The 24,505-nt window shown below is 62.4% G+C and carries 23 protein-coding genes; 19 read left to right on the top strand and 4 right to left on the bottom strand.

Translation table 11 applies throughout. The features are described from left to right. Window positions 1-244: 244 nt before the first annotated feature. The 14 genes from KHA73_RS19915 to KHA73_RS19850 all read left to right on the top strand — a co-directional run bounded on the left by KHA73_RS19915 (window position 245) and on the right by KHA73_RS19850 (window position 13,201). Window positions 245-562: a non-heme iron oxygenase ferredoxin subunit gene (locus tag KHA73_RS19915; RefSeq protein WP_061798670.1), complete on the top strand. Its 318-nt coding sequence runs from the start codon at window positions 245-247 to the stop codon at window positions 560-562. A gap of 2 nt (window positions 563-564) precedes the next feature. Beyond that, window positions 565-873, top strand: coding sequence for a recombinase-like helix-turn-helix domain-containing protein (locus KHA73_RS19910; protein WP_234586205.1), 309 nt, complete (start codon window positions 565-567; stop codon window positions 871-873). A 19-nt stretch (window positions 874-892) separates the two neighbouring features. Further along, entirely contained in the window at window positions 893-1,936 is a 1,044-nt protein-coding gene (locus KHA73_RS19905; RefSeq protein WP_234586203.1) for an aromatic ring-hydroxylating oxygenase subunit alpha, read from the top strand. Then, window positions 1,933-2,688 carry an SDR family oxidoreductase gene (locus KHA73_RS19900; protein WP_234586201.1) on the top strand — a complete coding sequence of 252 codons (756 nt, stop codon included), beginning with the start codon at window positions 1,933-1,935 and terminating at the stop codon, window positions 2,686-2,688. Before KHA73_RS19905 ends, KHA73_RS19900 begins: the two co-directional genes overlap by 4 nt. A 26-nt stretch (window positions 2,689-2,714) precedes the next feature. Then, window positions 2,715-3,509 carry an IclR family transcriptional regulator gene (locus KHA73_RS19895; protein ID WP_234586199.1) on the top strand — a complete coding sequence of 265 codons (795 nt, stop codon included), beginning with the start codon at window positions 2,715-2,717 and terminating at the stop codon, window positions 3,507-3,509. Between the two features lie 105 nt (window positions 3,510-3,614). Next, on the top strand, window positions 3,615-4,556 hold the full coding sequence (locus KHA73_RS19890; RefSeq protein ID WP_234586198.1) for a VOC family protein: 942 nt from the start codon (window positions 3,615-3,617) through the stop codon (window positions 4,554-4,556). Beyond that, a complete protein-coding gene (locus KHA73_RS19885) occupies window positions 4,553-5,764 on the top strand; it encodes an NAD(P)/FAD-dependent oxidoreductase (RefSeq protein ID WP_234586197.1) in 1,212 nt (403 codons plus the stop codon). The genes KHA73_RS19890 and KHA73_RS19885 overlap by 4 nt, the downstream gene beginning before the upstream one ends. Window positions 5,765-5,786: 22 nt before the next feature. Then, window positions 5,787-7,049, top strand: a complete 1,263-nt coding sequence (locus KHA73_RS19880; protein ID WP_234586196.1) for an MFS transporter — start codon at window positions 5,787-5,789, stop codon at window positions 7,047-7,049. A 30-nt stretch (window positions 7,050-7,079) separates the two neighbouring features. Continuing rightward, window positions 7,080-7,604 (top strand): cupin domain-containing protein, encoded by a 525-nt coding sequence (locus KHA73_RS19875; protein ID WP_234586195.1) that lies wholly within the window; start codon window positions 7,080-7,082, stop codon window positions 7,602-7,604. Then, complete coding sequence (locus KHA73_RS19870) at window positions 7,604-8,422, top strand: alpha/beta fold hydrolase (RefSeq protein ID WP_234586194.1); 819 nt, start codon at window positions 7,604-7,606, stop codon at window positions 8,420-8,422. Before KHA73_RS19875 ends, KHA73_RS19870 begins: the two co-directional genes overlap by 1 nt. Then, window positions 8,419-9,213 (top strand): SDR family oxidoreductase, encoded by a 795-nt coding sequence (locus KHA73_RS19865; protein WP_234586193.1) that lies wholly within the window; start codon window positions 8,419-8,421, stop codon window positions 9,211-9,213. The genes KHA73_RS19870 and KHA73_RS19865 overlap by 4 nt, the downstream gene beginning before the upstream one ends. Before the next feature lie 16 nt (window positions 9,214-9,229). Further along, window positions 9,230-10,024 (top strand): aspartate dehydrogenase, encoded by a 795-nt coding sequence (locus KHA73_RS19860; protein ID WP_234586192.1) that lies wholly within the window; start codon window positions 9,230-9,232, stop codon window positions 10,022-10,024. Window positions 10,025-10,040: 16 nt separating this feature from the next. Next, entirely contained in the window at window positions 10,041-11,510 is a 1,470-nt protein-coding gene (locus tag KHA73_RS19855; protein ID WP_234586191.1) for an aldehyde dehydrogenase, read from the top strand. Between the two features lie 50 nt (window positions 11,511-11,560). Continuing rightward, on the top strand, window positions 11,561-13,201 hold the full coding sequence (locus tag KHA73_RS19850) for a thiamine pyrophosphate-binding protein (protein WP_234586190.1): 1,641 nt from the start codon (window positions 11,561-11,563) through the stop codon (window positions 13,199-13,201). Window positions 13,202-13,242: 41 nt separating this feature from the next. On the opposite strand, the gene loiP is transcribed toward KHA73_RS19850, so the two are convergent. Continuing rightward, on the bottom strand, window positions 13,243-13,995 hold the full coding sequence (gene loiP / locus KHA73_RS19845; protein ID WP_234586189.1) for a metalloprotease LoiP: 753 nt from the start codon (window positions 13,993-13,995) through the stop codon (window positions 13,243-13,245). A gap of 238 nt (window positions 13,996-14,233) precedes the next feature. On the opposite strand from loiP, the gene tkt reads away from it, so the two are divergent. Then, on the top strand, window positions 14,234-16,228 hold the full coding sequence (gene tkt, locus KHA73_RS19840; protein WP_234586187.1) for a transketolase: 1,995 nt from the start codon (window positions 14,234-14,236) through the stop codon (window positions 16,226-16,228). 47 nt (window positions 16,229-16,275) lie between these two features. On the opposite strand, the gene brnQ is transcribed toward tkt, so the two are convergent. From brnQ to KHA73_RS19825, 3 genes are all read right to left on the bottom strand, one after another. Next, entirely contained in the window at window positions 16,276-17,595 is a 1,320-nt protein-coding gene (gene brnQ / locus KHA73_RS19835) for a branched-chain amino acid transport system II carrier protein (RefSeq protein WP_234586186.1), read from the bottom strand. Window positions 17,596-17,817: 222 nt separating this feature from the next. Further along, on the bottom strand, window positions 17,818-18,699 hold the full coding sequence (locus KHA73_RS19830; protein WP_234586184.1) for a 2OG-Fe dioxygenase family protein: 882 nt from the start codon (window positions 18,697-18,699) through the stop codon (window positions 17,818-17,820). A gap of 35 nt (window positions 18,700-18,734) precedes the next feature. Next, window positions 18,735-19,067 carry a tRNA-binding protein gene (locus tag KHA73_RS19825; protein WP_234586183.1) on the bottom strand — a complete coding sequence of 111 codons (333 nt, stop codon included), beginning with the start codon at window positions 19,065-19,067 and terminating at the stop codon, window positions 18,735-18,737. A gap of 308 nt (window positions 19,068-19,375) precedes the next feature. On the opposite strand from KHA73_RS19825, the gene KHA73_RS19820 reads away from it, so the two are divergent. The 4 genes from KHA73_RS19820 (at window position 19,376) to KHA73_RS19805 (ending at window position 24,471) form a co-directional block, all read left to right on the top strand. Then, the gene (locus tag KHA73_RS19820) at window positions 19,376-20,293 is read left to right on the top strand and encodes a DMT family transporter (protein ID WP_234586182.1); all 918 of its coding nucleotides are present in this window, start codon (window positions 19,376-19,378) and stop codon (window positions 20,291-20,293) included. 175 nt (window positions 20,294-20,468) lie between these two features. Continuing rightward, window positions 20,469-21,557 carry an ABC transporter substrate-binding protein gene (locus tag KHA73_RS19815; RefSeq protein WP_234586180.1) on the top strand — a complete coding sequence of 363 codons (1,089 nt, stop codon included), beginning with the start codon at window positions 20,469-20,471 and terminating at the stop codon, window positions 21,555-21,557. Between the two features lie 81 nt (window positions 21,558-21,638). Beyond that, entirely contained in the window at window positions 21,639-23,408 is a 1,770-nt protein-coding gene (locus KHA73_RS19810; protein WP_234586178.1) for an ABC transporter permease, read from the top strand. Beyond that, on the top strand, window positions 23,401-24,471 hold the full coding sequence (locus KHA73_RS19805; protein ID WP_234586176.1) for an ABC transporter ATP-binding protein: 1,071 nt from the start codon (window positions 23,401-23,403) through the stop codon (window positions 24,469-24,471). Before KHA73_RS19810 ends, KHA73_RS19805 begins: the two co-directional genes overlap by 8 nt. The last annotated feature ends 34 nt before the right edge of the window (window positions 24,472-24,505 follow it).

Genomic DNA, 24,505 nt, shown 5'->3' with positions numbered 1-24,505 from the left:
GCATAACACCGACCAGATCAACGTTTTTTTTGCGATAAATTCCTTATATAGCGCAGAAGGTTTATCAGTTTTTCATATCGGTGCATTTTTTCGTGATCCTCTCCGCATTTGTCATTTTTAAACAACCTTTCATTAACAATCGCCGTCTTGCTCCCTTGACGAAAGATTCACCAGACATATAGTGGATGTATTAAATAAGAAACTGAGTTTCATATATGAAACAATCAGATAGAGGACAAAAGCAATGAGCTGGAAGAACGTGTGTGAAGTGTCTCAGGTGAAAGAAGATTTTCCTTTCTCCGCCAAAGTGGAAGGGAAAGAGGTCGGGGTTTACCTGATCGACGGCAACTACTACGCGCTGGAAGACGTTTGCCCACATGCTTATGCCTTGCTCAGCCAGGGGTTTGTTGACGACGGTAAGGTTGAGTGCCCGCTGCATGAAGCGCTGTTCGACGTGCGCACCGGGCAATGCCTGCGCGAGCCGGGCGGCCGCGATCTGCAAACCTATGCCACCCGGGTGATCGACAACCAAATTCAGATCACCTTTATCGCGGAGGAGTAACCATGCAGCACATCACCGATTTCAATCCCTGGCTGCCGGACACCCAACAGGTGATCCCGGCGCGTGAAGGCGGCAATGGCCAAATTCATCAGCCGGGCCAGTTCCAGAACGTTGTCTGGCAAAACCGCGCCCGGGTGCCGGACGGTTTTGAAACCGCGCTGGTTGCGGCGCTGGAAGAGATCTTCGAGCAGGGTGCGGAAGAGCTGGAACAGATCGTCAGCGCGTTGAATCAGCGCCGCCTGTTCGATCGCAGCGGCCAGCCGTGGAATGAGGCGACGTTCCGCGAATTCCTTCACGTTAACGGTTTCTGAGCACCTCCGGGAGAAGATAATGACGGCAAACACAACATCCTCCGCACAGAATTTGCAGGACTATCTCGATCAGGGGCTGCGCGGCATGTGGTATCCGGTGCTGGCCAGTTGGGAAGTGGGCAACAACCCCGTGGGCATCACCCGTCTGGCGCAGCAGATCGTGGTATGGCGCGACGCTGAAGGCGCCATCCATGCGCTGGAAGATCGCTGCCCGCACCGCGGCGCGCGGCTTTCCATGGGGTGGAACCTCGGCGATCGCATCGCCTGCTGGTATCACGGCGTGGAAGTGGGCGGCGACGGCACGGTCAAAGACGTGCCGGCGGTAGACAAGTGCCCGCTGGTGGGGCAGAAATGTCTGCGATCTTACCCGGCGAAAGAGGCCTACGGCGCGGTATTCCTTTATTTCGGCGTCACCGCGGACGAAGCGCCGCCGGAGCTGAACTTCCCGCAGGAGCTGGCGGACGAAGTCTCGTACAGCAACTTCCTGTGCACCGCCAGCTGGGACTGCAACTATCAGTACGCGCTGGAAAACGTGATGGATCCCATGCACGGCACTTATCTGCACTCTTCTTCGCATTCGATGGCGGAAGGGGATCGCAAGGCGGATATGGCGCTGGAACCTACCGACTGCGGTTTTATCTTCAAGAAAAACGGCCAGATCGGCGTCAACTTTGACTGGGTGGAGTTCGGCAGCAGCGGCGCTTACTGGATGCGCCTGTCGATCCCGTATAAAAAACGCTTCGGGCCAGGCGGCCACTTCTGGATCATCGGCATGGTGGTGCCGGAAGACAAGGATCATTGCCGGGTATTCTTCTGGCGTATCCGCAAGGTGCAAGACTGGCAGCGTGATATCTGGCGCTTCATGTACCGCAACCGTCTGGAGGCGCTGCACTGGGACGTGCTGGAGCAGGATCGCATCGTGCTGGAAAACATGGCGCCTAACGCCCGCGGCCGCGAATATCTTTACCAGCACGACGTCGGCCTTTCCCGCCTGCGCCGCATGATGCAGAAAGAGGCGCAAAAGCAGCTGGCGATGCTCAGCGAGCGGGAGGCGGCGCAGTGAACGGCCTGCTGAACGGCAAACGTATCCTGGTTACCGGCGCGGCGCGCGGCCTGGGGCGCAGCTTCGCCGCCGCCATCGCCGCGGCCGGCGCCAGGGTGGTGATGTGCGATATTCTGGCGGATGAGCTGGCGGACAGCGCCGCCGGCCTGCGCGAGCAGGGCGCTCTGGTGGAAACCCAGACCATCGATCTGGCGTCGCCGGCGTCGATCACGGCGGCATTCAAGGCGATCGCCGCAGGCGGCGCGATCGACGGGCTGGTCAACAACGCGGCGTTGGCCACCGGCGTCGGCGGCAAAACCATGATGGAATACGATATCGATCTTTGGGATCGGGTGATGCAGGTCAACGTGCGCGGCACCTGGCTGGTGAGCCAGGCGGCGGTGCCGCTGCTGGCGCAGAACCCGCACGCCAAAATAGTCAACGTCGCCTCGGACACCGCGCTGTGGGGCGCGCCGCGCCTGATGGCCTACGTGGCCAGCAAAGGGGCGATTATCTCGATGACCCGTTCGATGGCGCGTGAGCTGGGCCCGCAGGGGATTTGCGTCAACGCCATCGCGCCGGGGCTGACGCGGGTGGAAGCCACCGAATACGTGCCGGCCGAGCGCCATCAGCTGTATGAACAGGGGCGAGCGCTGGCCGGGGCGCAGCATCCGGACGACGTCAACGGCAGCGTGCTTTACCTGTTGTCGCCGCTGGCGGACTTTGTCACCGGGCAACTGTTGCCGGTCAACGGCGGCTTCGTCTTCAACTAACTCAACACTTTAGCCAGGAGCAGCACATGGCGGACGATCACGCGTGTAAGTATTTGATCCCGGGACTGGATCGCGGGCTGCAGCTGCTGCTGGCGTTTGGCGAGCAGCATAAGGAAATGACCTTTGCCGAGCTGCATCGCCTGGTCGATATGCCAAAGGCCACCGCCTACCGCGTGGTGCAGACGCTGGAGCACCTGGGTTTTTTGGAGCGCAACCCGCGCACCAACACCTTTGCGCTCGGCATCAAGGTGCTGCGCCTCGGCTTTGAATATATCGCTTCGCTGGACGTGGCGCAGGCCGGCCAGCCGGTGATTGAGCAGCTGCGCGATCGCAGCCAGTGCAGCAGCCATCTGGCGATCCGCGATGAGCGCGATGTGATCTACATCGCCCGCGTCAGCGCCGCCGGTTCGCAAATCAATCAGGTCAGCGTCGGTACCCGTTTGCCGGTGCACCAGACGTCGCTCGGGCGCATGCTGTTGACCAGCGCCACCCGCGACGAGTTCGAACAGCTGTATCCGCAGGCGCAGCTGCCGGGCAACGCGCCGGGCACCCCGGCGGATCGCGAAGCGCTGTGGCAGATGGTGCAACAGGACAAGGCGCGCGGCTATGTGATCGGCGAGTCGTTTTTCCGCCACGGCATCTCCTCGATCGTGTATCCGATCTTCAACCGCGAGCGGCGGGTGGAGGCGGTGGTCAGCATCATGGTGCCGTTCGACGAGATCCCGAAAGCGGATCGCGAGCGGCTGCGGATGGAGGTGAGGGACGCCGCGGAAAAAATCTCCGGCTTCCTGGGCGCGCCGCCGCAGGCAAACGTCGGTTAACTGACACTATTCTTTTACTCAGGCAGGGATGAGGCTCATGAAAAACGGGGGCCGGGGTTCGATCATGCCTGAAAACCGCATTCAGCGAGAACGTGAGGCACAACAATGAGCGTAATCGGAATCGAAAAGCTGGAGTTTGGCGTCGAAGATCTGTCTACCTGCGAGAAATTCATGCAGGACTTCGGCCTGCAGTCTGTAACGCAGCACTGGGGCGAGCCCCAGCGTGAATTCACTACCCTGAGCGGGGCGCGCGTGGTGCTGCACCCGCAACAAAGCGAAGCGCTGCCGACGGCGTTCGAAGGCGGCTCCACCCTGCGCTGCATGACCTGGGGCGTGGCTTCCCCAGCCGAACTGGCGGCGCTGCAGCCGCTGTTGGCGCAGATGCCGGGCTTCCGTCAGGTTGGCGAAGAGCTGGAGTGCGTCGATCCCAACGGCATGACGCTGCGTTTCGGCGTCAGCCGCCAGCAGCAGGTTGACGTGCCCGTCACGCCGATCAATCAGTGGGGCGACGTGCGCCGTATCGATCAGCCCAGCCCGGTGTATTCGCAGGCGCAGCCGATCAACATCGGCCATGTGGTGTTCTTCGTCGAAGATCTGGCGGCCACCGAACGCTTCTACCGGGAGGTGCTGGGTTTCCAGGTCTCGGATCGTTATATCGACCGCGCGGTATTTCTGCGCACCCAGGCGCGCGGCGGCCACCACAACCTGTTTTTGCTGAAGCTGCCTAACCGCCCGCGCGGCCTGAATCACGTGGCGTTCACCGTGCGCGATATCCATGAGGTGATCGGCGGCGGCATCGCCATGAACAAGGAGAAATGGAGCACCTTTATCGGCCCAGGCCGTCACCCGATTTCCTCGGCCTATTTCTGGTACGTCAACAGCCCGACCGGCGGCGCGTTCGAGTATTACACCAACGACGATTTCCTGACGGAGAACTGGCAACCGCGCGAGCTGGAACACTCGCTGGTGTCGTTCACCGAATGGGCGGTGGAAGGCGGCATCGATCACGACACCCGTCGTCAGCTGAAAAAGGCGGAGGCGTTATGAGCCAGCCAGAACCGGCGGGCATCCTGATCATCGGCGGCGGCCAGGCTGGCGGCTGGGCGGCGAAAACGCTGCGCGACCGCGGCTACGGCGGGCGCCTGACGGTGGTCAGCGACGAACCCTATGACTTTTATGAACGCCCGCCGCTCTCCAAGGCGGCGCTGCTGGACGGCGCCGCGCCGCTCAGCCGGCTGTTCAGCGAACAGACGGTGGCGGAGCTGAATATCGACTGGCACCGCCCGCTGCGCGCCGAAGCTATCGATGCGCCGCGGCAGGTGGTGACGCTCAGCAACGGCCGGCAGCTGCAGTTTGATCAGCTGCTGATCGCCACCGGCGGGCGGCCGCGTTTGCCGAATGCCGCCTGGGCGGCGCACCCGCGGGTGATGACGCTGCGCTCCTGGGACGATGCGGCCCGGCTGCGCCAGGCGCTGCAAGGGTGCCGTCAGTTGGCGATCGTCGGCGGCGGCTGGATAGGGCTGGAGATCGCCGCCTCGGCGCGCCGCCTTGGCGCCGAGGTAACGGTGTTTGAACGCCAGCCTGCGCTGTGCATGCGCAGCGTCGGCGCCGGGGTATCCCAGGCGCTGCTTGAACTGCATCAACGGCAGGGCGTGACGGTGCTGTGTGGCTGCGGCGAGATCTCGCTGGAAGACCGCGACGGCGCGGCCTGGATCGGCAGCGAGCTCGGCGATCCTCAGGCGTTCGATCTGGTGGTGGTGGGGATCGGCGTGGAACTGAACCTCGAGCTGGCGCACAGCGCCGGGCTGAAAATCGACGCCGGCATCGTGGTCGACGGCCAGGGGCGCACCAGCCACCCGGCTATCTTCGCCGCCGGCGACGTGGCGCGTCATCCGACGCTCGGCCTGTGCCTGCAGTCCTGGGCCTATGCGCAGAACCAGGCCATCAGCACCGCCTGCGCCATGCTGGACGCCTTCGCCGCCCCTTACGACGACGTTGCCTGGCTGTGGTCGGATCAATACGACGTCAATATTCAAATCCTCGGCGTGCCGATCGGCGGGGTGCATCACATCGTGCGGCGCACGCCGCAGTCGCAGGTGTTCTTCACGCTGAACGCCGACCGGCAGCTGGTGCAGATGGTGGCCTTCAACGACGCGCGCACCATCAAGCTCGGCAAACGCTGGCTGGCCAGCGGAAGGGTACTGGAACCGCAGCAGCTGGCGGACGTGGAGTTTTCTCTGATGGCGTTGAAATAACGCCCGGCATCGGGAGCGTTTCATGACTACGCAAGACATTGACGCCCGCGCTGGACGGGTGGGGGAAGCCGTTGTCGAAAATCCGCAGCAGCGGGTGCGCTGGTCGGTGCCGATCGCGCTGTTCGCCTGCGTGCTGCTGGCGTTTTTCGACAAGATCAGCATCGCGGCGCTGTTTTCCGACGGCGAATTCCAGCAGGCGCTGGGCATCAGCTTTGATCCGGCGCGGCTCGGGCTGTTGATGAGCGCGTTTCTGTTTTCTTACGGCATTTCCTCGATGCTGCTCAGCGGCATTGGCGACCGGCTGAACCCGGTCAAAGTGCTGATCGGCATGATGATCGTGTGGGGCGTGCTGATGGTGCTGATGGGCATGGCCCGCTCTTATCACGCCATGATGACGCTGCGCATCCTGCTCGGCATCGCTGAAGGGCCGCTGTTGCCGATGGCCTACGCCATTATTCGCCAGGCCTTCCCGCAGCGGCTGCAGGCGCGCGCCACCATGCTGTGGCTGTTGGGCACGCCGCTGGGCGCCGCGCTCGGTTTCCCGGTCACCCTGTACATCCTCAATACCTTCGACTGGCAGGCCACCTTCTTCTTTATGGCGTTTCTGACGCTGCCGGTGATGCTGCTGGTGCTGTTCGGCATGCGCCATCTGAACGTGGCGCGCCCGGCGGCGGCTACGGTTTCCCAGCCGGCGATCGCCGAGCGCAAACAGCATCGCCGCGAGCTGCTGCGCAGCCCGCATTTCTGGATGATCTGCCTGTTCAACATCGCCTTCCTCACCTACCTGTGGGGCATGAACGGCTGGTTGCCGAGCTACCTGATCAAGGGCAAGGGCATTCATCTGGAGCACGCCGGCTACCTATCTTCACTGCCTTTCATCGCCATGCTGCTCGGCGAAGTGCTGGGCGCCTGGCTGTCGGACAAGCTGGATCGCCGCGCGCTGGCCTGCTTCCTCTCGCTGTGCGGGGCCGGCCTGGGGCTGGCGGTGGTGCTGCACCTGCAGGGCACCTACAGCGTGATCGCCGCCATGGCCTTCAGCACCTTTATGTGGGGCGCCGGAGCGCCGAACATCTTCGCGCTGCTGGCGAAAGCCACCAGCAGCAAGGTCAGCGCCACCGCCGGCGGCATTTTTAACGGTTTGGGCAATTTTGCCGGCGCGCTGGCGCCGGTGCTGATGGGGGCGCTGATCGCCGCCACCGGCAACATGGATAACGGCCTGCTGTTCCTGGTGGTGATGGCCTTCATCGGCTGCATCATTCTGCTGCCGTTGCTGAAAAAGTACTGATAATCGTCTGATGCAATGAGGAGTGACAACATGTCCCAGGTTGATAACAAAGCCGGCGTCAAGCCGCAGGAACTGTCGATGGAAAATTGGGTGGAATCGCGCATCGCCCGCTTCGAAGGCCGCAAATACGACTGGAACGCGCTGAAGTTCCAGGCCGATTTCGACCCGAAATACCGCCGCGCGCAGATGCGCTACATCGGCACCGGCGCCACCGGCGTGGTCAACGACACCAACACCATTCCGGCGGGCAATTTCACCTTCTCCACCATGGTGCTGCCGTCGAAGTGCGAAGGCCCGCTGCACCTGCACGACGACGTGGAAGAAGTGTTCTTTATGCTCAAGGGCAGCATCACGCTGATGATTCAGGACGGAGAAGACTATTACGAGACCAAGCTGAAAGAGCGTGACCTGATCTCGGTGCCGGCCGGCGTCTATCGCGGGTTATTCAACCACGGCGAGGAAGAGGCGCTGATGTGCGTGATGCTGGGCACCGCCAAGCCGGAAACCCCGACTTACCCGGCGGATCATCCGTTATCCAAAGTGAAGCGCAACTGATGAGCGGCCTGGCGCAACGCCAGCAGGCGCGCTGCGGGGGCTATACCCTGAGCTGGCGCGAGGCCGGGCACGGGCGGCCGGTGGTACTGCTGCACGGCATCAGCTCGAGCTCGGCGTCGTGGATCAGGCAGTTCAGCGATCGCGGCCTGATCGACGGCCACCGCCTGTTGGCCTGGGATGCACCGGGCTACGGCGGCAGCCTGCCGCTGGCCGCTGGGGCGGCGGATGCGGCCGACTATGCCGCGGCGCTGGCGGCGCTGGTGGCAGAACTGCGGTTGGAACAGCCGCTGATCGTCGGGCATTCGCTCGGCGCGCTGATCGGCAGCGCCTACGCCGCCGGCTACCCGGACGGGCTGTGCGGGCTGGTGCTGGCGGATCCGGCGCAGGGCTACGCCAGCGCGCCGGAAGAAAAACGGCGGCAGGTGTATGGCCAGCGCAAACGGATGATGGAAACGCTGGGGCCGCAGGGCTACGGCGAGCAACGGGCGGCGGCGCTGCTGCGTGAGGGGACGGATCCGCAAAATATCGCCTGGGTGCGCAGCGGCATGCAGCAGCTCGATCCCGACGGTTTTCTCAGCGCCGCCTGGATGTTGGCCAACGACGACATTGGCCGCTATCTGGCGCGTTATCGCGGGCCGCTGGAAGTGTGGTGCGGCGATGAAGACAGCATTACGCCGCCGGAGGGCGCGGGCCGCCTGGCGCAGGAGCAGGACGCACCGCTGCGCCTGATCGAAGGCGCCGGCCACGCCAGCTATCTCGATGCGCCGGCCTGTTTTAACCGCTATGTGCAGGACTTTACGGGAGCGATTCAACCATGAACTTTCAGCTTGAAAAACGGGTGGCGGTGGTGACCGGCGGCTCGTCGGGCATCGGCTTTGAAACCCTGCGGCTGCTGCTGGCTGAAGGGGCTAAGGTGGCGTTCTGCGGCCGCGATAGGGAGAAGCTGGCCGGCGCGGAAACCCGCCTGCGCGACGAGTTTCCTCGGGCTGACATCCTGGCGCTGCGCTGCGACGTGCTGGATGCGCAGCAGGTGGCGCAGTTCGCCGCCCAGGTGACGGCGCATTTCGGCGGCGTAGATCTGCTGATCAACAACGCCGGCCAGGGCTTTGTCGCCCACTTTGACCAGACCCCGCGCGAGGCCTGGCTGCACGAGGCCGAACTGAAGCTGTTCGGCGTCATCAATCCGGTGCAGGCGTTCCTGCCGGCGCTGGAACGCTCGGACATCGCCTCGATCACCTGCGTGAATTCGCTGCTGGCGCTGCAGCCGGAGGAGCACATGATCGCCACCTCGGCGGCGCGTGCGGCGCTGCTCAATATGACGCTGACGCTGTCGAAAGAGCTGGTGGAGAAGGGCATCCGCGTCAACTCTATCCTGCTGGGCATGGTGGAGTCCGGACAATGGCGCCGCCGCTTCGAGGCGCGCAGCGACCAGGATCAGAGCTGGGAGCAGTGGACGGCGGCGATCGCCGAACGGCGCGGCATTCCGATGAAGCGCCTCGGCAAACCGCAGGAGCCGGCGCAGGCGCTGCTGTTCCTCGCTTCGCCGCTGGCTTCCTTTACCACCGGGGCGGCGCTGGACGTTTCCGGCGGTTTTAACCGTCATCTGTAACCGCAGGGGCTGAAAGATGAAGAAGATCATGATGATTGGCTACGGCGCGATGGCGCAGGAAGTGCTGGCCCGGCTGCCGGACGGCGTCACGGTCGGCTGGATCCTGGCGCGCGCGGCTCATCATGCGGCGATCGACCGCGCCTTTGGCGGCCGGGTGCAGGCGCTGACCCATCCCGAACAATGTGCCGAACGGCCGGATTTAGTGCTGGAGTGCGCCAGCCAGCAGGCGGTGGCGGAATTTGGCGAAGCGGTCGTGAAGCGCGGCTGGCCACTGGCGGTGATCTCCACCGGCGCGCTGGCGGATGCGGCGCTGCAGCAGCGGCTGCAACTGGCCTGCCGGCAACACCGGGGGCAGGTGATCGTGCTGTCCGGAGCGGTGGCGGGCATGGACGGGCTGGCTTCGGCGCGCGAGGGCGGGCTGGACAGCGTGACTTATCAGGCGTGCAAAAGCCCGGCCAGCTGGCGCGGCAGCATGGCGGAGCAGCTGATCGACCTTGATGCGGTGAACGAAGCTCAGGTCTTTTTCGAAGGCTCGGCGCGCGAGGCGGCGCGGCTGTTCCCGGCCAACGCCAACGTGGCGGCGACCATCGCCCTCAACGGCATGGGAATGGACGCCACCCGGGTGCGGCTGCTGGTCGATCCCGCGACGCGCCGCAACACTCACCGGCTGCAGGTGTGCGGCAGCTTCGGGGAGTTCCACATTGAGTTGAGCGGCAATCCGTTGGCGAGCAACCCCAAGACATCCACCCTGGCGGCGCTGAGCGCGGTGCAAGCCTGTCGCCGTCTGATCGACGGCGGCTTTATCGCCTGAACGGCGGGAGCAGAATATGGAAAGGTTAAAGATTTTTGTCGCCGGCCGCTGGCGTGATGGGCGCGGTGAAGAGATGGTTTCGGTATTTCCGGCCGACGGCAGCGTCAACGCGCGGCTGCGCGCCGCCGGCATCGAAGATGTGAACGAGGCGGTGGAAGCGGCGGAACGCGCCTGGCGCGCGCCGAGCTGGCGCGGGCTGATGCCGCATCAGCGCGCGGCGATCCTTTACCGCGTCAGCAACCTGATCCTGGCGCAGCAGGAGCAATTGGCGGAGCTGCAAACCCGCGACAACGGCAAACCGCTGGCGGAAACCCGTGGCCTGGTGGCCAGCGCCGCCGCCACCGCGCGCTATTTTGCCGCCGCCTGCGAGGTGCTGGAGGGCGAGCTGCCGACCCAGCGCAGCGCCGAAGTGATGACGCTGAGTCAGTATCAGCCGATGGGGGTGATCGCCGCCATTACGCCATGGAACTCGCCGATCGCCAGCGAAATGCAGAAGGTGGCGCCGGCGTTGGCGGCGGGCAATGCGGTGATACTCAAACCGGCCGAGGCCACGCCGCTGATGGCGCTGAAGCTGGCGGAGCTGTTCGAACAGGCCGGTCTGCCCGCCGGGGTGTTCAGCGTGCTGCCGGGCAAAGGCTCGGTGATCGGCGAGGCGCTGGCGCGCCACCCGTTAGTGAAAAAGATTTCCTTTACCGGCGGCACCGGCACCGGACGCCATCTGGCGCACATCGCCGCCGACAAGCTGATCCCGACCTCGCTGGAGCTGGGCGGCAAATCGCCGACCATCGTGCTGGAAGACGCCGACGTGGAACAGGCGGCGCGCGGCATCTGCTACGGCATCTTCAGCTCTGCCGGGCAGGCGTGCATCGCCGGTTCGCGGCTGTTTGTGCACCGCTCGCTCTATCAACCGCTGCTGGCGCGCCTGATCGAACTGACGGCCGGGCTGCGCATCGGCAATCCGCTGGTGCCGGGGGTGCATCTCGGCCCGCTGATCGGCGAAAAACACCGCCAGAGCGTGGCGGACTACGTGGCGCTGGCGCGCGAAGAAGGCGGGCAGGTGACGATCGGCGGCGAAGCACCGGCGGACCCGTTGCTGGCGGGCGGCAGTTACTACCTGCCGACCATTATCGAAGGTTTGAACAACGACGCCCGCGCTTGCCAGGAAGAGATTTTCGGCCCGGTGCTGGTGGCGTTGCCGTTTGACGACGAGCAGCAGCTCATCGAGCAGGCCAACGATTCGGTCTACGGGCTGGCGGCCGGCATCTGGACCCGTGACTTCCCGCGCGCCATGGCGCTGGCGGACAGCCTGGAAACCGGCACCGTCTGGATCAACACCTACAAGACATTTTCTATTTCCACGCCGTTTGGCGGTTTTAAGGAAAGCGGTCTGGGCCGCGAAAAGGGCCTGCACGGCATCAAAGCCTACATGCAGCAAAAAAGCCTGTATCTGGCGCTGAGCCATCAGGTGAACCGCTGGAGTGACTAGAATCGGTCCACTGCGCGTAACCCTACAACGAACATACAAGAAGGCGGATGATGAGCGATAAAATAACGGTTGGCGAGGCGATAGCCCGGACTCTGGAACAGTACGAGGTGTCGGCGATGTACGGCATCATTTCGATTCATAATCTGCCGATTGCCGATGCGGTGGGGCAGCGCGGCGCGATCCGCTTCGTACCGGCACGCGGTGAAGCGGGCGCGGTCACCATGGCCGACGCTCACGGCCGCTTCTCCGGCCTGGGGGTGGCGCTGACCAGCACCGGCGCCGGCGCGGGCAATGCGGTCGGCGCGATGATTGAGGCGCTCAACGCCAATACCCCGCTGTTGCACATCACCGGCCAGGTGGAAAAGGCCTATCTGGACGCCGACGCCGGGTTTATTCACGAAACCCGCGATCAGCTCGGTTTCCTCAGCGCCTGCTCCAAGCGCGCTTACCGCGTCAACTCTCCGGAGCAGGCGGTGGCGGTGATCCAACGGGCTATCCAGGACGCGCAGACGGTGCCCTGCGGCCCGGTGGCGGTGGAAATTCCGATCGATATTCAGAGTAGCCTGGTCTCCAGCGCGGTGCTGAGCCGGCCGCTGTCGCCGGCTGCGCTGCCGGCGGCGGATCCGCAGGCGGCGGAACGCCTTTACCAGCGGCTGAAGCAGGCCAAGCGGCCGCTGCTGTGGCTGGGCGGCGGCGCGCTGGCCTGCGGCGCTGCGGTGCGCAAGCTGGCGGACGCCGGGGTGGCGGTGATCTCCAGCACCCATGGGCGCGGCATCCTGCCGGACAGCCACCCGCGCAGCCTGCGGGCGTTCCACAATTCGCCGAGCATAGAGGCGATTTTGAGCCAATGCGACCTGACGCTGGTGGCCGGTTCGCGCCTGCGCAGCAACGAAACCCGCACCTGGACGCTGCCGCTGCCGCGGCCGCTGGTGCAAATAGACATCGATCCGGCGGCGGCCAACCGCAATTATCTGGCCGACGAACAGGTCAACGGCGACTGCGCGGCGCTGCTCGATGCGCTGGCGGCGCGGCTGAGCCCGGCCGAAAAGGTAAACGCCGCCTGGGATGCAGAAATAGCCCGCGCGGTGCAGCAGGCGGAAAGCGCGCTGCGCCAGCAGTCCGGCGAGTACGTTAAGCTCAACGACGCCATCGACGCGGCGCTTCCGCAGGACGGGTTGCTGGTGCGCGACATCACCGTGTCCGGCAGCGTGTGGGGCAGCCGCCTGTTCCGCGCCATCTCGCCGCTGTGCAACATTCATTCGTTGGCCGGGGCCATCGGCATGGGGCTGCCGATGGCGATCGGCACCGCGATCGCCAACCCGCAGCGCAAGGTGGTGGGGCTGGTGGGCGACGGCGGATTGGCGCTGGGGCTGGGCGAGCTGGCGACCATGGCGCAGGAGCAGGTGAATATCACGCTGTTGATCATGAACGACGGCGGTTACGGCGTGATGCGCGGCATTCAGGACAAGTATTTTGCCGGGCGTCAGTACTACAACGAGCTGCACACGCCGGCCTTTACCCAGGTCGCCGAGGCGATGGGGCTGAAGGCCTGGAAGGTGGACGATGCGGCGCAGTTCAACGGCGTGCTGGCGGAGGCTATCAACTATCCGGGGCCGTCGGTGGTCGAAGTGGACATGAAAAGCGTTGGGCCGCTGACCTTTGCCGGGCCGCCGCAGAAGACCTTGTACTGAGCTAATGAAAAACGCCCGGCGCTCGCCGGGCGTTCTCGTGATTACTTGCCTGCCGCGATGCGGTCGCGAATGTGCTGCGCGCGCGCTTCGGAGGAGGGGTGATCGTCGAACAGGCTGCTCTGGCGGCCGGCTTCCATTTTCGCCAGTTTTTCAAAGCTGGTGGCCAGGCCGTTGGGATCGATGCCGCGCTGTTTCATCAGATCGAATGAATAGTCATCCGCTTCGCTTTCCTGCTTCTGCGAGAACTGGGCGTTCACCAGCTTTTCGCCGATGTCCGCCAGCTGCGACTGCGACAGCGAGCCGATGATGCCGCCGGCGGAAGAGGCCGCGGTGCGCAGCGCTACGGTGCCGTAGGCGACCTGCATCGCTTTGCGGGTATGCCCCAGCGCCACGTGGCCCATTTCGTGGCCCAGCACGCCTTCCACTTCGTTGTCGGTCATCATGTCCATCAGGCCGCTGTATACGCGGATGCAGCCGTTGGCCATCGCCCAGGCGTTGACGTCTTTGGTCACGTAAACCTTATAGTTGGCCGGCGTGCCGTTGATATTATCCCCCAGCGCCGCCGAGATTTTGCTCAGGCGTTTGGCGTAGGTGCTGTCGGCAGGCGCGATTTGTGCCTTGCTGTCCATCTCTGCGCAGGATTTATCACTCAGGGTTTTGACGTCGTTGTTGCTTAGCGTCGCCGCCTGAAACGCCTGCGCGCCAGACTGCATCAGCGTATCGGTGTTCAGGTTTTGACAGCCGCTTACCAAGGTGGCAATGCTTAATGCAATCAAAGAGGTATGGATTTTCATAACGCTATGTTCCTGTGATGGTAACAAGGGAAAGGTGCCATTTTCCTTTGGGGAAATATTGTCGCATGAGCCTAGTGTACGTCAGGTGCGACAAGAATAGTGTTATTCCGAAAAACCGTCCGATCGTGCTAATAAGTTGTGAACTCGCTCTCATTTGGCATTAGGGATTGCCGTTTTAATGCGGAGTCTGAGAAAATAGAAAACTTGACTGCTTTTTTAATCCGACCTGGAGTAAAACATGTCCTCTCGTAAAGAGCTTGCCAACGCCATCCGCGCACTCAGCATGGACGCCGTACAAAAAGCAAATTCCGGCCACCCGGGCGCCCCGATGGGCATGGCGGACATCGCCGAAGTCCTGTGGCGTGACTACCTGAACCACAACCCGACCAACCCGCACTGGGCTGACCGCGACCGCTTCGTGCTCTCCAACGGCCACGGCTCCATGTTGATTTACAGCCTGCTGCACCTCACCGGCTACGACCTGCCGATGAGCGAGCTGGAAAACTTCCGCCAGCTGCACTCCAAAACCCCGGGCCACCCGGAATACGGCTATACCCCCGGCGTTGAAACCACCACCGGCCCCCTCGGCCAGGGCATCGCCAACGCCGTCGGCTTCGCCATCGCCGAACGCACCCTCGGCGCCCAGTTCAACCGCCCGGGCCACGACATCGTCGACCACCACACCTACGCCTTCATGGGCGACGGCTGCATGATGGAAGGCATCTCTCACGAAGTCTGTTCGCTGGCCGGCACCCTCAAGCTCGGCAAGCTGACCGCCTTCTACGATGACAACGGCATCTCCATCGACGGCCACGTCGACGGCTGGTTCACCGACGACACCGCCCTGCGCTTCGAAGCCTACGGCTGGCACGTGGTGCGCAACGTCGACGGCCACAACCCGGACGCCATCAAGGCGGCGATTGAGGAAGCCCGCAAGGTCACCGACAAGCCGTCCCTGCTGATGTGCAAGACCGTCATCGGCTTCGGCTCCCCGAACAAGGCCGGCACCCACGACGTGCACGGCGCCGCGCTGGGCGCAGCCGAAGTGGCCGCCACCCGCGAAGCCCTGGGCTGGAAATACGCCGCCTTTGAAATCCCGCAGGACATCTATGCCCAGTGGGACGCCAAGGAAGCCGGCCAGGCCAAAGAAGCGGCCTGGAACGACAAGTTCGCCGCCTACGCCAGGGCCTTCCCTGAGCTGGCCGCCGAGTTCACGCGCCGCATGAGCGGTGAGCTGCCGGCGAACTGGAAAGCCGACGCGCAGAAATTCGTTGAGCAGCTGCAGGCCAACCCGGCCAACATCGCCAGCCGCAAGGCCTCGCAGAACGCGCTGGAAACCTTCGGCAAGGTGCTGCCGGAGTTCCTGGGCGGCTCCGCCGACCTGGCGCCGAGCAACCTGACGATGTGGTCCGGCTCGAAAGCGCTGAACGTCGACCCGGCGGGCAACTACATCCACTACGGCGTGCGCGAGTTCGGCATGACCGCCATCACCAACGGCATCGCGCTGCACGGCGGCTTCCTGCCGTACTCGGCGACCTTCCTGATGTTCGTGGAATACGCGCGCAACGCGGTGCGCATGGCGGCGCTGATGAAGCTGCGCAACGTGTTCGTCTACACCCACGACTCCATCGGTCTGGGCGAAGACGGCCCGACGCACCAGCCGGTGGAGCAGCTGGCCAGCCTGCGCGTAACGCCGAACATGAGCACCTGGCGCCCGTGCGACCAGGTGGAATCGGCGATTGCCTGGCAGTACGGCATCGAGCGCAACGACGGCCCGACCACGCTGGTGTTCTCGCGCCAGAACCTGACCCAGCAGCCGCGCAGCGCAGAGCAGCTGGCGAACGTGTACCGCGGCGGCTACGTGCTGAAAGACTGCGCGGGCACGCCGGAGCTCATCCTGATTGCCACCGGCTCCGAAGTGGGCATCACGGTGGAAGCGGCGGACAAGCTGACTGCGGCGGGCCGCAAGGTGCGCGTGGTGTCGATGCCGTCGACCGACGCGTTCGACAAGCAGGATGCGGCGTACCGCGAGTCGGTGCTGCCGGCGGCGGTGAGTGCACGGGTGGCGGTGGAAGCGGGTATCGCGGACTACTGGTACAAGTACGTGGGCCTGAACGGCGCCATCGTGGGCATGACCACCTTCGGTGAGTCGGCGCCGGCGGAGCAGCTGTTCAAGGAGTTCGGCTTCACCGTGGACAACGTGGTGGCCCAGGCGCAGGCGCTGCTGAAGTAAGGCGTCTCGCGTTAGCCCATAAAAAGCCCGGCATTGCCGGGCTTTTTTTATTTCAGGGCGTCGGCGCGACGCGGCGTGCGAAACCGATCGCCAACTACCGTCAACAACAGCACCAACAGCGTTGGCAGCAGCCATACCAGCCCTTGATCCGCCAGCGGCAGGCGTTCGAACCCGGCGGGCAGCAGGCTGCTGAAGCTGGAGGCCTTGATTCCGTCGGCGAGGCCAAACAGCAGGCTGGTGGCGATCACCGGCGTGAACACGCGGGTGGCGCTGCGCCAGCGGCTTTGGCTGAAGCTGAGCAACACCAGGGCGATGCACGGGGGATAGATGGCCGTGAGCACCGGGATTGACACGCGGATGAGATTGGCCAACCCGAGGTTGGACACCAGCATGGCGAACGCGGCGAGGATCACCACCAGCGTGCGGTAAGAAAGCGGTAAATGGCGGGAGAAGAACTCCGCGCAGGCGCAGGTCATGCCTACTGCGGTTACCAGGCAGGCGATGAACATCAGGATGGCCATAAAGAGGCTGCCCAAATCGCCGAAGGTGTGCTGCACATAGGCGTGCAAGATCGCCGCGCCATCCTGTTCGCCGGCAACCAGGCCGCCGCTGCCTGCCCCCAGTTTGAACATGCAGATATACACCAGCGTCAGGCCGATGCCGGCAATCAGGCTGGCCCACAGGGTGTAACGCATCAGCAGCCCCCGATCGTTGACGCCGCGCGAGCGTGCGGCGGTAACGATAATCGAGCCGAACATCAGCGCCGACAGCGTATCCATGGTCAGGTAGCCCTGAACGAAGCCGGTGGAGAATGCAGCGTCCCGATAGCTGCCGATGGCCGGGATCGGCGCGCCGGCGGGCCAAATCAGCGCGGCAATGCCCAGCGCGGCCAGCGCGAGGATCTTCAGCGGCGCCAGAATATGGCCGACGTTATCCAGCAATCGCCCGGGATACAGCGAGATAACCATTGCCAGCGTAAAGAACAGCAGGCTGTAGATGAACTGCGGCAGGGCGCCGTCGCCGGTAAAAGGCGCGATGCCCAAAGCGAAAGAGACGTTGGCGGTGCGCGGCGTGGCGAACAGCGGGCCGAGCGCCAGATAGCAGAGGGTCGCCAGCAACAGGCCGGCCCGGCGGCCGATCGGGCCGGTCAACAGGCTGATGCTGCCGCCGACGCGCGCCAGCGCGATCACGGCGATCACCGGCAGGGCGACGGCGGTGACCATAAAGCCCAGCGCGGCCGGCCACAGGTTTTCGCCGGACTGCAGGCCCACCATCGGCGGGAAAATGATATTGCCGGCGCCAACAAACAGGGCGAAGGTCATAAAACCCAGGGCAATGATGTCTTTGGGGGATAAGCGTGTCGTCATAAGGTATTGCGTTGCCTGTGTACGATAAAAACAACCTGGCGCCGGTAAATCAGGGGCAGGCGCGATGGGCTATCGGGCGCCCATAAAAATTTCGGCGTGCAGGATATAATATTTTGCCGACAAAAGCCTGATGTACGCGGCGATGAATAAGCCTGACGCAGGGAATAAACCGGTTGCCGGGTGGCGGGAAATAAACGGCAACCGGTTGAAATAGCAAAGGCGTTAGCCGGCTTTGGCCAACATCTCTATGGAAAGCGGTATTTCGGCGTGTGGGTTGAAGGAGTCATATTTAAACGAGACATGGCCATCTTCAACCGGTTTTCGGGTGAAGAATATCAGCATGTCTCGGGTCGAGTCTTTGGCCTTATCCTGCGCGACCACCGGCGACAGGCTGTGCTTCCTTTCATGGTCGACGACCAGCAGGGTGTCGAGGAACGCCTTGTGCTGTATTTCACCGAGGATCAGCGCCTTATTTGCCTGATGATATTTGATCCCACTGGTTTCCTGCATGTCGTGGATGAAGGTTTTGGCGCTGTCAGCGGTCATGTTCTCGCTGCCCAGGAAGGTGGTCATGGTGTGGTCGACCCCGTCGCTGTGCACGCCTTCCAGCGCCGGTTCACCGAGCATGTGCGGCGTCGTGAGGGTACGCAGATTGAAAACGGTGCAGACAAACTTATTGATGTCCTGATTCAGCCTGGTGCGCGGGGCCACGCTGACGCCATCGATGATGTAGGCTTTGAAGCGCATTATCGCCTGAAATACCGTGTTCAACTGCAGGTCATCGTTGATGCCGCGGAAGTGGCGAATTTTCCCCGAATCATGGCGGATAAAGTCTTCCTCCACCGACAGCACAAAAGGCTGGAATTCCAGTCGCTCTATGCGGCCATCATCAAAGTTAAAGCAGAAGCGGCCATTTCTCGATTTGCGGAAGGGCAACGTGGGATCGTCCGCCAGATGATTGCTGACCTGCGTCAGTTTGGCAAAGTCTTCGGGCAGTGCGCCAAGCGCCAACAAGATGCCCTTCATGGTATCACCGGGAATAAAAGTCGAGCGCTTTTCCTGATATTCCTTCTTTATAGCGTCAAGCAGGGATAGCTGTTGCATTTCTCTATTGCCTCTCGGGTGAGGGTAACTGACGGTTATAAAATCTTGCTGCCGATCTCAACGTCGAAGTCGGGTTTCAGCAAGACGGTTCCTTTATCCCTGGTGACAGCAGCGAGTACCAATACCTCGGATTTAAATCCGGCAACCCGCTTGGCGGGGAAATTGACCACGGAGATAACTTTCCGGCCAAGCAGTTCATCTTGTTTATAATTTTCACATAATTGCGCCGAGCTGTTTTTTACGCCGATCTCTTCACCGAAATCGATCTGCAGCTTATAGGCCGGTTTTAACGCTTTATCGTTATATTCCACAGAGATGATTTCGCCGATGCGCATATCCAGCTTCATAAAATCGGTTATTTCGGCCATGGTTTTCCGCCTGAACAATAATGACCCCCAGAAGGCTAGCAAAGGGGTGAAAAGCCGACAACGTGAGGGAAGGGGAAAAGAATCGAAAATAAAACCCGGCTTCGTAACACTAAATTTACAATGATGTAATAAATTAAGGTGAATTATAAGTTGGGTGAATTATATTATTTCGCTTTAATGACTGCCGTCTTGGCCAGGTTTTATTTTTACCGAGGGCAAGACTTCTTGCGGTAAAGCCTGTTAAGGCAATGTTAAATTAGTTAGTATGCTGCGCAGTGATCCACAAACGGCATTATTCAGGTATCTCTATGACAATTACCCACAAGGAAAGCTTTTATCGGCGCAAATCCGTTATTGCGCCGTTTTTCCTGATATTGATCTGGTCGACCGGGTTCATCGCCGCTCGCGCGGTGGCGGAGCATGCGGACCCCAATCTCTTTCTGACTTTCCGTTTCCTGGCAGCCGCTGCGGTGTTTGCCCTGCTGGCCGCCAACTGCGCCTGGCCCAAAGGGCGGCAGTTCATCATGCACCTGCTTACCGGCATGCTGATGAACGGCGTGTATCTCGCCGCCAGCTGGTGGGCGGTGGCGAACGGTCTTGCTGCCGGCGTCATGTCGCTGATCGGCGGCCTGCAGCCGCTGTTCACGGCGCTGATCTTTGCATTGGTGCTGCGCAAGCCGATAGGCCTGCGTTCCTGGGCGGGGCTGGCGATCGGTTTTATCGGCGTGGCATTGGTGCTGTCGCCGCGGCTGACCGGCATCGACATCGGCAACATGGCGCTGCTGCCTATTCTGCTGGGTTTTGGCAGTATCGTCGCGTTGACGATTGGCATCATGGTGCAGAAGTCTTCGCTGGCGGCGGCGGATCTGCGGGCCGCCGGCGCCATCCAGCATCTTGGCGCGGCGCTGGTTACCGGCGCGTTGGCGGCGCTGATGGGCTCGGGACAGTGGGATAATTCGCCCACGCTGTGGTTCTCGCTGCTGTGGTCGGCCGGCGTGCTTTCGCTGGGCGGCACCGCGTTGTTTATCTGGATGGTGCGTCATGGCGACCTGACGCGCATTACCGCGCTGATGCTGCTGGTGCCGCCGGCCGCCGCGCTGCAGGCCTATTTCCTGTTTAGCGAGGCGCTCTCGCCGATGCAACTGGGCGGGTTTGTCCTGACGCTGCTCGGGGTGGCCATCGTGCAGAAAATCAGCCTGCGGCGGCGTTCCAGGCTGCAGGCATAGCACCGTTTATTCAGCCCGTTATCTGAACAAAGCCCGTTGAAATCGGGCTTTTTTATTGGCTGAAAATCGTCCAACCTCACAAAACCGAAAGATAACAAAGCAACGCCGTTGCCTCAGCGAGGTTATTAAATATATGTTAATTTTTGGTTTGTTAAATGTAATCAGGGGATGAATCATGATGACAAGAATCAGCGCGACCGTGGCGGCGATAGCAATACTGGGCTCAGCTTCCGCCTATGCCGCTTTCCCGGCGGGCTACCCCGCCGACTACCAGAAGTTGGTCGACGGCGCGAAGAAAGAAGGCAAGGTGGTGATTTATTCGACCACCGACACCAAGGCGGCGGCGCCGCTGATTCAGGGGTTCGAAGCCTTGTATCCGGGCGTGAAGGTCGAATACAACGACATGAACAGCACCGAGTTGTATAACCGCTTTATCAGCGAGCAGGCGGCGGGGGGCACCAGCGGCGACGTGGTTTGGAGCTCCTCGATGGACACCATTCTGAAGCTGGCGACCGATTATGCGCAGGAATACGCCTCCCCGGAACAGGCGCAGCTGCCGAAGTGGGCGGTGTGGCAAGAGAAGGTTTACGGTACGACCTATGAGCCGGTGGTGTTCATCTACAACAAGCGTTTGATCCCGCAAAACGACGTGCCGGATTCCCATGCGGCGCTGGCCAAGCTGATTGCCGGGCAGACAGACAAGTTCAAGAAGAAAGTCACCACTTACGACATCGAAAAATCCGGCGTCGGGTTCATGCTGTCGGTGCAGGACTTCAAAGCCGATCCTAACTACTTCAAGACGTTAGCCGACGTGGCCAAGGGCGGCTTGGCGGTGCAGTCCTCGACCGGCACCATGATGGAGCGCGTCTCTTCCGGCGAAAACCTGATAGGTTTCAACATTCTCGGTTCTTATGCCGAAGCGCGCGCCAAGAGCGACCCGTCGCTCGGCATCGTCTATCCGAAAGACTATACCCTGGTGCTGTCGCGCGTGAGCTTCATCAGCAAACAGGCCGCCAACGCCAACGCCGCCAAGCTGTGGTTCGACTATGTGCTGTCGGAGAAAGGGCAGAGCATTCTGGCCAATCAGGCGGATATTCCGTCGATCCGCAACGATATCGAGGGCAAGAACGACATCGACGGCATGACCAAGCTGCTGGGCAACGCGCTGAAGCCGATCCCGGTGGATGAAAGCCTGCTGGAATATCTGCAGCCGGCCAAGCGTCTGGACTACATCAAACAGTGGCGTACCGCCGCGGCGAAATAACAGGGACTGCATTCGGACGCGCGCCTGCCACTGGGGCGCGCGCCCTTTGGTCGTCGTCGTTCACAACCATAGGGATAATTTATGCAAGCATGGCGCAGAAAGTGGCAGAGCCTGCCGCGCGGCCTAGTGGTGTTGATAACCGCGCTGGTTATCTATGTTCCGCTGTCGTTTATCATCATTCAGAGTTTCCTCTCGGCCCCGTTTTTTTCTCCCTCCAAGGTGTTTAGCCTTGAAGCCTTCGAGTTTATCTTTACCGATCCGGATTTCTACAAGGCGCTGAGAAGCGGCTTTATTCTGGCGTTTGGCCTGGTGATTATCGCCATTCCGTTGGGCGGCATTCTGGCCTTTCTGATGGTGCGTACCGATCTGCCCGGCCGCCGATTCATCGAACCGCTGATCCTGGTGCCTATCTTCGTTTCGCCGATGGTGCTGGGGTTCGGCTATGTGGTGGCCGCCGGGCCGGTGGGCTTTTTCTCGCTGTGGGCCGAGGCGCTGTTGGGCTTTGTGCCCTGGAACATCTATTCGATGGCCAGCATCGTGGTGATAGCCGGGCTGACCCACGTTCCTCACGCCTACCTGTATATCTCTTCGGCGCTGCGCAGCGTTGGCTCTGACGTGGAAGAAGCGGCGCGTACCGCCGGCGCCACGCCGCTGCAGGTGATGACTGCGGTCAGCCTGCCGATGGTGCGGCCGTCGATTCTGTATGCCGGCGTACTGTTGTTCTTCCTCGGGCTGGAAGTGTTCGGCCTGATGTTGGTGCTGGGCGATCCGGAAGGCAACCTGGTGCTGGCGACCTACCTGTATCAGTTAACCAACAAGCTGGGCACGCCGTCGTATCATCTGATGGCGGCGGTGGCGGTGGTGCTGATCTGCATCACCATCCCGCTGGTGATGTTGCAGCGCCGGCTGATGCGCACCGCCAACCGCTTCGTTACCGTAAAAGGCAAGGCCTCGCAGGCCCGCGCGCTGCCGCTGGGCAAATGGCGCTGGGTGGCCGGTGCGGTGGTGGTGTTCTGGCTGACCGTCACCATCGGCGTGCCGCTGGTGGGGGTGGTGCTGCGCGCCTTTATCTCCAACTGGGGGGTGGGTGTGTCAATCTGGGACGAGCTCTCCCTCAATACCTTCCGCACCATCTGGCAGCAGCCCAACCTGCTGCGCGCTATCGTCAACTCGATGGCCATCGGGGTGATCGGTGGGGCGCTGGCAGTGGGCTGCTATCTTTTTATCGGCATCGCCATGCACCGCAAGCCGGACGGCGCGACGCGCTTTCTCGACTACAGCGTGCTGGTGCCGCGCGCGGTGCCGGGGCTGCTGGCCGGCCTGGCGTTCCTGTGGGTGTTCCTGTTCCTGCCGATGTGGCTGGACAAGTCGCTGAAAGAGGGCTGGCTGTCGGTGCTGCCGGTGGCCGAATGGCTGCGGGAAAACCTCATCGTCTGGCTGCGTTCGCTGCGCAGCACCATCTTCAGCGTTTGGCTGGCCTACACCGTGGTGTGGATGGCCTACGGCCTGCGGCTGATTTCCTCTACGCTGCTGCAGGTGGGGCCGGAGCTGGAAGAGGCCGCGCGCAGCACCGGCGCGAGCCGTGGGCAGATCACCCGCCACGTCACCATTCCGCTGTCGCGCTACGGCCTGATCGGCTCGTGGCTGCTGATGTTCCTGATCTTCGAACGTGAATATTCAACCGGGGTTTATCTGCTCTCCCCGGGCACGGAGACCATCGGCTCGATGCTGGTTTCCCTGTGGGCGGCGGGGGCTATCGATATCGTCGCCGCGCTGTCGTTCATTAACATCCTGCTGGTGGTGTTGGGGCTGGGTATCGCCCTGCGCTTTGGAGTGAAACTACATGATTGAACTTTCGGTAGACAACCTGCATTTGACCTATGGCGACAACCCGGTATTGAAAGGGGTGTCCATGGAGCTGAAACGAGGGGAAGTGGTCTCCCTGCTGGGGCCGTCGGGCAGCGGGAAAACCACCCTGCTGCGTGCGGTGGCCGGGCTGGAGAAACCGACTCAGGGGCGTATCGTCATCGGCAGCAATGCGGTGTACGACGGCAGCGCGCGCAGCGAAATTCCCGCCGAGGAGCGCAATCTGGGGCTGGTATTCCAGTCCTATGCGCTGTGGCCGCATAAAACGGTGTTTGAAAACGTCGCCTATCCGCTGAAGCTGCGCAAAATCGCCGGCGCGGAAATCACCCAGCGGGTGCAGGCGGTGCTGGAGCAGCTGGGGTTGGGGCATCTGGGCCAGCGCCATCCGCATCAGCTGTCCGGCGGCCAGCAGCAACGCGTGGCGATAGGGCGCGCGCTGGTGTACAACCCGCCGGTGATCCTGCTGGACGAACCGCTGTCGAACCTCGACGCCAAGCTGCGCGAAGAGGCGCGGGTGTTCCTGCGTGAATTGATCATCAAGCTCGGCTTGTCGGCGCTGATGGTGACCCACGATCAGAACGAAGCCATGGCCATTTCTGATCGCATCCTGCTGCTCAACAACGGCAAAATTGAACAGCAGGGCACGCCGCAGGCGATGTACGGCGCGCCGTCCACGCTGTTTACCGCCGAGTTTATGGGCAGCAACAATCGCTTGCCCGGCAAGGTAGTGGCGCTGGAGGGCGACAGGGCGCGCATTGAAGGCAAGGATTGGTCACTGTGGGGCGTGGCGGGCAAAGGGCTGCAGGTCGGCCAGGAGGGCATCGCGGTGATCCGCGTGGAGCGCGTGCGCCTGGGCGAGGATCCGCAGGGCAACCAGCTTGAGCTGCCGCTGCTGACCAGCATGTACCTCGGCGACCGCTGGGAGTACCTGTTCCGCACCGTCGCCGAGGATTTTGTGGTGCGCGCCTACGGCAGCGAGGTGCGCGAGCAGGCGCTGTGCCGGCTTTCCTTGCCGACGGAGCATCTGTGGGTGTTTCCGAAAGAGTAAGCCCCCCGGCAATCACCGCGTCCCGATTCGGGGC

It is taken from the genome of Serratia entomophila (assembly GCF_021462285.1).
In the GTDB taxonomy this organism is placed as follows: domain Bacteria; phylum Pseudomonadota; class Gammaproteobacteria; order Enterobacterales; family Enterobacteriaceae; genus Serratia; species Serratia entomophila.
Note: the sequence above shows the minus strand (reverse complement) of the source record. Positions and strands in the feature narration are given on the sequence as shown.